Origin of the sequence: Nigerium sp. (assembly GCF_039811905.1) — a bacterium.
In the GTDB taxonomy this organism is placed as follows: Bacteria; Actinomycetota; Actinomycetes; order Propionibacteriales; family Propionibacteriaceae; genus Propioniciclava.
The window spans coordinates 1-8346 of record NZ_JBDHZL010000114.1; the positions used below are offsets into that span (position 1 = coordinate 1).

At 72.6% G+C, this 8346-nt stretch carries 2 protein-coding genes and 1 pseudogene; all 3 read left to right on the forward strand.

Translation table 11 applies throughout. The annotated features are described in order from the left end of the window. The first annotated feature begins 104 nt into the window (after window positions 1-104). Window positions 105-5156: a 2-oxoacid:acceptor oxidoreductase family protein gene (locus WMJ97_RS13230; RefSeq protein ID WP_347349471.1), complete on the forward strand. Its 5052-nt coding sequence runs from the start codon at window positions 105-107 to the stop codon at window positions 5154-5156. Further along, the gene (locus WMJ97_RS13235) at window positions 5153-8002 is read left to right on the forward strand and encodes a sulfide/dihydroorotate dehydrogenase-like FAD/NAD-binding protein (protein ID WP_347349472.1); all 2850 of its coding nucleotides are present in this window, start codon (window positions 5153-5155) and stop codon (window positions 8000-8002) included. The genes WMJ97_RS13230 and WMJ97_RS13235 overlap by 4 nt, the downstream gene beginning before the upstream one ends. 79 nt (window positions 8003-8081) lie before the next feature. Next, a pseudogene (locus WMJ97_RS13240) lies at window positions 8082-8346 on the forward strand (NAD-dependent malic enzyme); the annotation flags it as partial.

An 8346-nucleotide genomic window follows, 5' to 3' on the forward strand; every position in this document is an offset into this window, starting at 1 on the left:
ACAGTGGTGAGCTGAGCACGAGCGGAGTGCACGGGCCCCACGGGCGGGGATCCCGCCCGCGAGACGAGTATCTTTCGCGCGGCGCGGCCCGGCGAAAGAACGAGATGAAGCACGCAGCGAAGTACAGCGGGATCCCGGCCGTCATCAACGGCAACGGCGCCGTCGCCCACGTGATGACCCACGTGTGCGGCGGGGTCATCGGGTACCCCATCACCCCGTCCACCGAGATCGCCGAGTTGTTCGAGGCCGCCCGTTCCGCGGGCGGCGTCAACGTCTACGGCAGGCACCCCTTCTTCTTCGAGCCGGAGGGGGAGCATTCGGCCCAGTCCGGGGCGCTGGGCGCCGCGCTGACCGGCGGCCAGTTCGTGTCGAACGCGTCCAGCTCGCAGGGCATCCTCTACGCGATGGAGTCCCACTTCGTCACCGTCGGCAAGAAGGTGGGCGGGTTCGTGCTGCAGGCCGCGGCGCGCGTCGTCAGCAAGCACTCGCTGAACGTCATGGCGGGCCACGACGACGTCTACGCCCTCCTGCCGTCCGGCTACACGGTGCTCTTCGGCGCCAACCCGCAGGAGGCCGCCGACCTCGCCGCGATCTCCTACCGCACGTCCGCGCTCAGCCTCATCCCCGTCGCCAACGCGATGGACGGCTTCTCCACGAGCCACATGATGTCCGAGGCCCTGCTGCCCGAGCCCGACCTCCTGCGCGAGTACCTGGGCGACCCCGCCGGACGCATCCCGTGCCCGACCCTCGCCCAAGAGCTGGTCTTCGGGGCGAAGGGCCGCGTCGCGCAGCTCAACGCGTGGCTCGATCGCCACTCCGGACGCCTCGACGCCGCCCACGCGGCCGCCCTCCGCGACTACCTCGACGTCCACGCGGACGCCGTCGAGCGCGACCACGACGCCGCGCTCGCGGCGGCGTCCCTGCGCTGGATCCCCGATGATCTGCGCGGCGCGTGGACGCGGCAGTGGAAGCACGCCTTCGAGAAGGGGACGCGGCAGCTCGTGCCCGCCTTCGTCGACCCGAACAACCCCGGCATGACGGGTCCGGTGCAGAACCAGCCCGACTTCCAGGCCGGCGCGGTCGACCACCGGACCCACTTCGCGTCCGCCGTGCCCGACCTCGTCCGGCGCGCGATGGACGAGTACGCCGACCTCTCCGGCCGCCAGTACCACCCGATCATGACCTACGACACCGAGGACGCCGACGTCGTCATGGTCGCGCTCGGGTCGGTCACCGACGACGTCCGGGCGGTGCTGCCGTACCTGCGCGCGCAGGGCATCAAGGCGGGCCTGGTCAGCGTGAAGATGCTGCAGCCGTTCCCCGAGGCCGACATCGTCGCCGCCCTCGACGGCAAGAAGTCGGTGCTGGTGCTGGAGCGCTCCGACCAGATGGCCCTCACCCAACTCGTCACCTCGGCCCTCTACAAGGGCCAGGACAACATCGAGAAGGTCCGCCACGCCGGCATCCCGGCGATGACCCATCCGGTGCCCGACCTGTCCAGCGCGATCTTCGGCCTGGGCGGGCACGACCTCCAGCCGCGGCACCTGGTCGCGGCGTTCAAGGCGATGGACGCCCAGTCGGTCCCGCCGCTGATCTACCTGGGCTCGCAGTTCTTCGACCCCGACCCGAGCCCCGAGCTCAAGCCCCTCCAGGACCGCCTCCGCGCCGCCTACCCCGAGACCGCCGCGATGGCCCTCGAGACCGAGGAGAACCCGCAGCTGCTCCCCGAGCAGGCGCTGCGCATCCGCTTCCACTCGGTGGGCGGCTACGGCACGATCGCGACGGGCAAGCTGCTCACCGACATCCTCGCCGGCGTGCTCGACATGTACAGCAAGTCGGCGCCCAAGTACGGCTCGGAGAAGTCGGGCGCGGCGACGAACTACTTCATCACCCTGAGCCCGAAGCCGGTGCTCACCACGAACGCCGAACTCGAAGACGTCGAGGTCGTCATCAGCCCCGACCACAAGGCGTTCGCCCACGCGAACCCGCTGAAGGGCCTCGTGGAGGGGGGCACGTTCCTGCTGCAGAGCAGCCTGGCCCCGGCCGAGGTCTGGCGCGACCTGCCGAGCTCGGTCCGCCGGACGATCCGGGCCAAGCGCATCCGCTTCTTCGTGTTGGACGCCTTCGCCGTCGCCAAGGAGCACGCCCCCGACCCCAACCTGCAGACGCGCATGATGGGCATCGCGTTCATCGGCGCCGTCGCGGCGCACGTCGACCGGGTGGCCGCCGGGGCGTCCCGCGAGGAGATCATGGACAAGGTCCGCGTCCAGATCACGAAGAAGTTCGGCTCCAAGGGCGAGACGGTGGTGGACGCCAACATGGCGGTCGTCCACGACGGCGCCGAGGCCGCCGTGGCCGTCGACTACGACAGCGCCGAGCTGGCGTCCCTCAGCGACCTCGCGGGCCCGCTGCCCCTGCGCACCGTCGCGCTCTCGGCGCAGATGGCCGAGTGCGGCGCCCACTGCGCCAGCGCCGGCGGCCTGTTCGACTACAGCTACTACGACACGATGACCGGCAAGCCGTTCCGCGACGGCACGATCGCCGAGGCGCCCGTGCTGCCCGGCACCGGGCTGTTCGTGCCCCCCGGAACGGCCGCCGGCAAGGACAAGGGCCTGTTCCGCCGCACGGTGCCCGACTTCCAGCCCGACCTGTGCACCGGCTGCATGGAGTGCGCGCTCGTCTGCCCCGACGCCGCCATCCCGAATCAGGCCTTCGAGATCGACGAGCTGCTCCGCACGTCCGTCCGGGTCGCGGGGCTCGCCGAGCCCGAGCGCACCCGCGCGCTGGACGCCGTCGGCGTCCTGACCGCCGAGGTGCGGTCGCTGTATCGCGGGTCCAAGAAGGACGCCCGGACGTTCGCCGACCTGGTCGCGGAGGCGTCCTCGCGGGTCGTCGAGCCGGACGCCCAGCCGGCCGTCGCGAAGCTGGTCGCGACGCTGGCGTCCTACCCGGTCGCGCGCACGCGCGCGTTCTTCGACGCGCTGGAGAAGCAGCAGGCGGGGTCCGGCGGGCTGTTCGCCGCCACGATCGACCCGTGGAAATGCACCGGGTGTCTCGAGTGCGTCGACATCTGCGGCCCGCACGCCCTCGTCGCGCGCGAGCAGGACGCCGCGATGATGACCACGCTGGAGGACCGCTTCGAGTTCCTCACCGAGCTGCCCAACACGCCCGAGCGGTTCCACGAGGCGGCGACCGGGCCGGGCGGCGACCTCAAGCGCATGCTGCTCGACCGCAAGAACTACTACGCGACCACCGGCGGCCACGGCGGCTGCCGGGGCTGCGGCGAGGTGACCGCGATCCGGCTGGTCGTGGCGTCCAGCCACGCGCTCGGCGCCCAGCGGCAGCAGCGGCGGCGCGCCGAACTGGAGCGCCTCATCGCCGCGCTGCACGCCAAGTCGGACGCCCTCGGCGCCCCCGACGAGGGCCGCCGCTCGCGCATCGCCGACGAGATCGAGGGGCTGGAAGAGCAGCTCTACCTGCTGGAGGGCGGGCCGACCGGCCAGGGGCCGGCGAGCACGGTCATCGCCAACGCGACCGGCTGCTCGTCGGTCTACGCCTCGACGATGCCCTACAACCCCTACAACGACCCCTGGGTGAACAGCCTGTTCCAGGACGCGCAACCCCTGGCCAAGGGCCTCTTCGAGGGCATCGCCGCGCAGACGGTCGACGCGGTGCGCACGCTGCGCCGCGCGCGGGCCGACCTCGCGGACGCCTACGACCCGGCCGTCGCGGGGCCCGCGCTGGAGCGGCTCGGCTGGGAGCAGTTCACGCACGAGGAGCGGGAGCTGCTGCCGACGTTCCTGACGATCGGCGGCGACGGGGCGTCCTACGACATCGGGTTCGGCGCGCTCAGCCGCGTGCTGACGTCGAGCACGCCCATCAAGGTCCTCGTCCTGAACACGGGGGTGTACTCCAATACGGGCGGGCAGGCGTCCACGTCGTCGTTCACAGGGCAGGACTCCGACCTCGCCCGCGCCGGCGCCGCCCACGCGGGCAAGATCGAGGCGCGCAAGGAGCTGGGGCTGCTCGCCAGCTTCCACCCGGACGTCTTCGTGGTCTCCACCGCGACCGCGTTCCAGGCGCACTTCCTGAAGAACACCGCCGAGCTGATCGCCTACGGCGACGGGCCGGCCCTCATGGACGTCTACACCCCCTGCCAGGGCGAGCAGGGCATCGCCGACGAGCAGGCGGCCAGCCGCGGACGCCTCGCGGTCCGCAGCCGGATGAGCCCGCTGTTCGTCCACGACCCGCGCCGCGGGCCCGACGTCTCCGACCGGTTCAGCCTCGACGGCAACCCCGACGTCACGAAGACGTGGGCGACGCACAAGCTCGAACACGTGGGCGCCGACGGCTCGCTAGCGGTGCTCTCGGTGCCCCTGACGCCGGCCGACTTCGCGATCGGTGAGGCGCGGTTCCGCAAGCAGTTCCGGCCGCTGCGTCCGGCCGAGGAGGCGGCAGGCGTCCCGATCGACGAGTTCGTCGAGCTGCCCGCCGAGGAGCGGGAGGGCAAGCTGCCGTTCGTCCACTCCACGGACGCCGACCTGCGACTGGTGCGGGTGGTCTGCTCGCCGCTCATCGTCGCGCTGGTCGAGCAGCGCCGCGACCACTGGAACCTGCTGCGGTACCTCGCCGGCCAGACGCTGGACGCCGCGGCCGCCGAGAGCGCGGCGGCGCTCGCCGCGCTCCGGGCCGAGGTCGAGACCGCGACCCAGGCGCGCGAGACGTCCCTCGACGACATCGCCCGCGCGATGGCGGAGCTCGCCGCGACGGCCGCACCGGCGGCGTCCGGGGTGGATCTGGGGGCGCTCGGGCTGGGAGGCCCGGCGGCGGCCCCCGTGAGCGTCCCGGCGGCGAGCGGGGGCTGCCGGGAGGCGTCCCCCCCCCTGAGCGCCCCGCGCGCGGCGGAGGCGGCGCTGGGCGGGGAGCCCGCGGTCGTCTCCCTCCTCGAGGACGACCGGACGCTCTGCAGCGACTGCAAGACCTGCTACCAGGAGATGCCGGAGCTCTTCGAGTCGGTGCTCGTCGTCGAGGGCGGGGCGACCCGCCACGTGGCCCGGATGATCCCGGGGGCGCTCGAGAAGCTGGAGCTGACCCGCGAGACCCGGGCGCGCATCAAGAAGGTCATCGACAACTGCGACAGCGAGATCATCCGATGAGCGTCGAGACGCGCCCCACGGCGCTGCAGCAGTACCTGGCCGCACAGGCGTCCCTGGACGCCTCGCGCGCGGCCGTCAGCGAGCTCGGCAAGTCGGACGCCGTGGCGACCTTCGAGGCGCAGCTCGCCGTGCTGCGCCGGCAGTTGGTGGCCGACCCGGGGCAGTTCCGGGAGCTGTTCATCCGCGACGGGATGGCCGCGCTGGCCGGGCAGTTCCGGTCGGGGGAGCTTGGCGCCGGGTTCACCCACCAGCTCTGGGAGACGCTGCTGCGCGACGACGACGCGAGCACCGTCCTGATGCGCTTCCTGTGGGATCTGCCGCTGCGCGGCAAGCGGACGTTCATCCGGGCCCTGGACGCCCACCTGCGCGACCGCTACCCGATGTTCGCCGGGCTCTCGGAGAACTGGCCGGCCGCGAGCAACATCGGGCCCTACATCCGGGAGCCGGAGGCGCGCAACCGCGACTTCGGGCTCGTGAACACCGGCTACCTCGGCTACCTGACGCAGGGGTACAGCCAGCGGGAGGTCGACCTGTTCGTGTGGTTGGAGGCGCTGCGCGACAAGCAGTGCGCCGACAGCCCGTGCGAGCTGGGCGAGCTGCTGGCGTCCGGGCAGCGGAAGGGCGGCTGCCCGGTGCAGATCCACATCCCGTCGCTGCTCGACCTGCTCGGTCAGGGCAAGTTCGCCGAGGCGCTCGCCCTGCTGGAGTCGTGCAACCCGCTGCCGAACGTGACCGGGCGCGTCTGCCCGCAAGAGCTGCAGTGCCAGGGCGTGTGCGCCCACCAGCAGCGTCCGATCGAGATCGGGCAGCTCGAGTGGTTCCTGCCGCAGCGCGAGAAGCGCGTGACTCCGGAGGAGATCGAGCGGCGCTACGGCGGGCATCCGGACCCGTGGCGGACCGCGACGAAGGCCCCCGTGGCGATCGTCGGCTCGGGCCCGTCGGGGCTGATCAACGCCTTCCTGCTGGCCGCGCAGGGGCACCCGGTGACGGTGTTCGAGGCGTTCCACGAGCTGGGCGGGGTGCTGCGCTACGGCATCCCGGAGTTCCGGCTGCCGAACGAGCTCATCGACGACGTGGTGCGCAAGATCCGGCTGCTGGGCGGCCGGTTCGTGACGAACTTCGTCGTCGGCAAGACCGCGACCCTCGACGATCTGCGGGCCGCCGGGTTCGCGCAGGTCTTCGTGGGGACGGGCGCGGGGCTGCCGCAGTTCATGAACGTGCCGGGCGAGCACCTGGTGAACGTGATGAGCGCGAACGAGTTCCTCACCAGGGTGAACCTGATGCGTGGCCTCTCGGACGAGTACGAGACGCCCCTGCCCGAGGTGGGCGGCAAGCGGGTGCTGGTCGTGGGCGGCGGCAACACCGCGATGGACGCCGCCCGCACCGCCTACCGGTTGGGCGGCGACGTCACGATCGTCTACCGCCGCACCCAGGACGCCATGCCCTGCCGCGTTGAGGAACTCCACCACGCGCTCGAGGAGGGCGTCCGGCTGCGCACGCTGCGCGCCCCGGCCGAGTTCGCCGGCGACGACCGGACGCACGCCGTCCGTGCGGCCGTGCTCGACGTCATGGAGCTCGGCGACCCGGACGCCTCCGGGCGGCGGGCGCCGCGCCCGACGGGCGAGCGGGAGACCGTGCCCGCGGACCTCGTCATCATGGCGCTCGGCAACGCGTCGAACCCGATCATCCGCGACAGCCAGCGCGACCTGCGGGTCAGCAGGCGGGGCGCGATCGAGGTCGGCGAGGGCACCCAGCGGACGTCCCTGGACGGCGTCTACTCCGGCGGGGACGCCGCCCGCGGCGGCTCGACCGCCATCCGGGCGGCGGGCGACGGGCAGGCCGCCGCGCGCGAGATCGGGGCGCTGGCGTCCCTGTCGGCCGACGAGGTGCGCGCCCGGGTGGCGCGCGCGAGGAGGTTCACGGCCGAGGCGTCCGCCCCGGCCCGGATCGTCGCGAAGACGCCGCTCGCGCCCGGCATCGTCGAGTTCGAGGTGTACGCGCCGCTGATCGCGAGGGCCGCGCGGGCCGGCCAGTTCGTGCGGGTGCTGGGCTGGCCGGACGGCGAGCTGATCCCGCTGACGCTCGCCGACTGGGACGCCCACGCCGGCACGATCACCCTGGTCATCCAGGGGATGGGCACCTCGACGCGCAAGATGAACGCCCTCGGCGTCGGCGACGTCTTCGCCGGCATCGCCGGGCCGCTCGGGCTGCCGAGCGAGCTGCACGACTACGACGCGGCGTCCGAGACGGTCGTGTTCACCGCAGGCGGCGTCGGGCTACCGCCGGTGTTCCCGATCGCGCGGGAGCACCTGCGCCGGGGGAACCACGTGACGCTGATCGTCGGGTTCCGCAGCGTGGATCTGCTCTTCTGGAACGGCGAGGCCGCGCGGCTGGCGTCCCTGCAGCGGGAGTTCGACGGGCGCGTGGAGCTGGTGTTCACCTCCGACGACGGCAGCTTCGGTATCCCGGGGATGGTCACCGGACCGCTGCGGCAGATGCTGGACGCCGACCGCGCCCGCGCGGCCGGCGGTGCGCCCGCAGGGCGCCGCGTCGCGGAGGTCGTCACGATCGGCCCGCCCCGGATGATGGAGGCCGTGTGCGCCCTCACCAGGGAGTACGGGACGCCGACCGTCGCGAGCCTGAACTCGATCATGGTCGACGCGACCGGCATGTGCGGGGCCTGCATGGTGCCGGTGACCGAGGGCGGACGCCTCGTGCGCAAGCACGCCTGCATCGACGGCCCCGAGTTGGACGGCCACTCCATCGACTGGGACAAGTTCCTGCCCCGGTTCGCCCAGTACCGCGCCCAGGAGCGTGCGTCCCTGGAGCGCGCCGGCCTGGCCTGAGAGCCCGGGCACGCCCCGGGGTCCGGGAGGGCACCGCCTTCGCCCAGCGAAGTTCGTCGGTCGGGGATAGCCTTCGTTCATGGACGTTGACCGGACGAAGTACGAGGTGCTGCCCGGCGCGCACGGCGGTCGGGTCCGCCTGTTCGCGCGCGGGCGCGAGGTGATCAGGATCCCGCGGGTGAACCGCGGGGCTGCGTTCACGTTGGAGCAGCGCGAGGCGCTCGGCCTGAAGGGGCAGCTCCCGACGGGGGTGACGCCGCTGGAGTTGCAGTTGAGCAGGGTGTACGAGCAGTTCCGGGCGCGGCGGACGAACTTCGACAAGTTCATCCACCTCTCCGCGCTGC

Coding starts and splice junctions, on each gene's coding strand:
- WMJ97_RS13235 (WP_347349472.1), top strand. CDS start 5,153: ATGAGCGTCGAGACGCGCCCCACGGCGCTGCAGCAGTACCTGGCCGCA.
- WMJ97_RS13230 (WP_347349471.1), top strand. CDS start 105: ATGAAGCACGCAGCGAAGTACAGCGGGATCCCGGCCGTCATCAACGGC.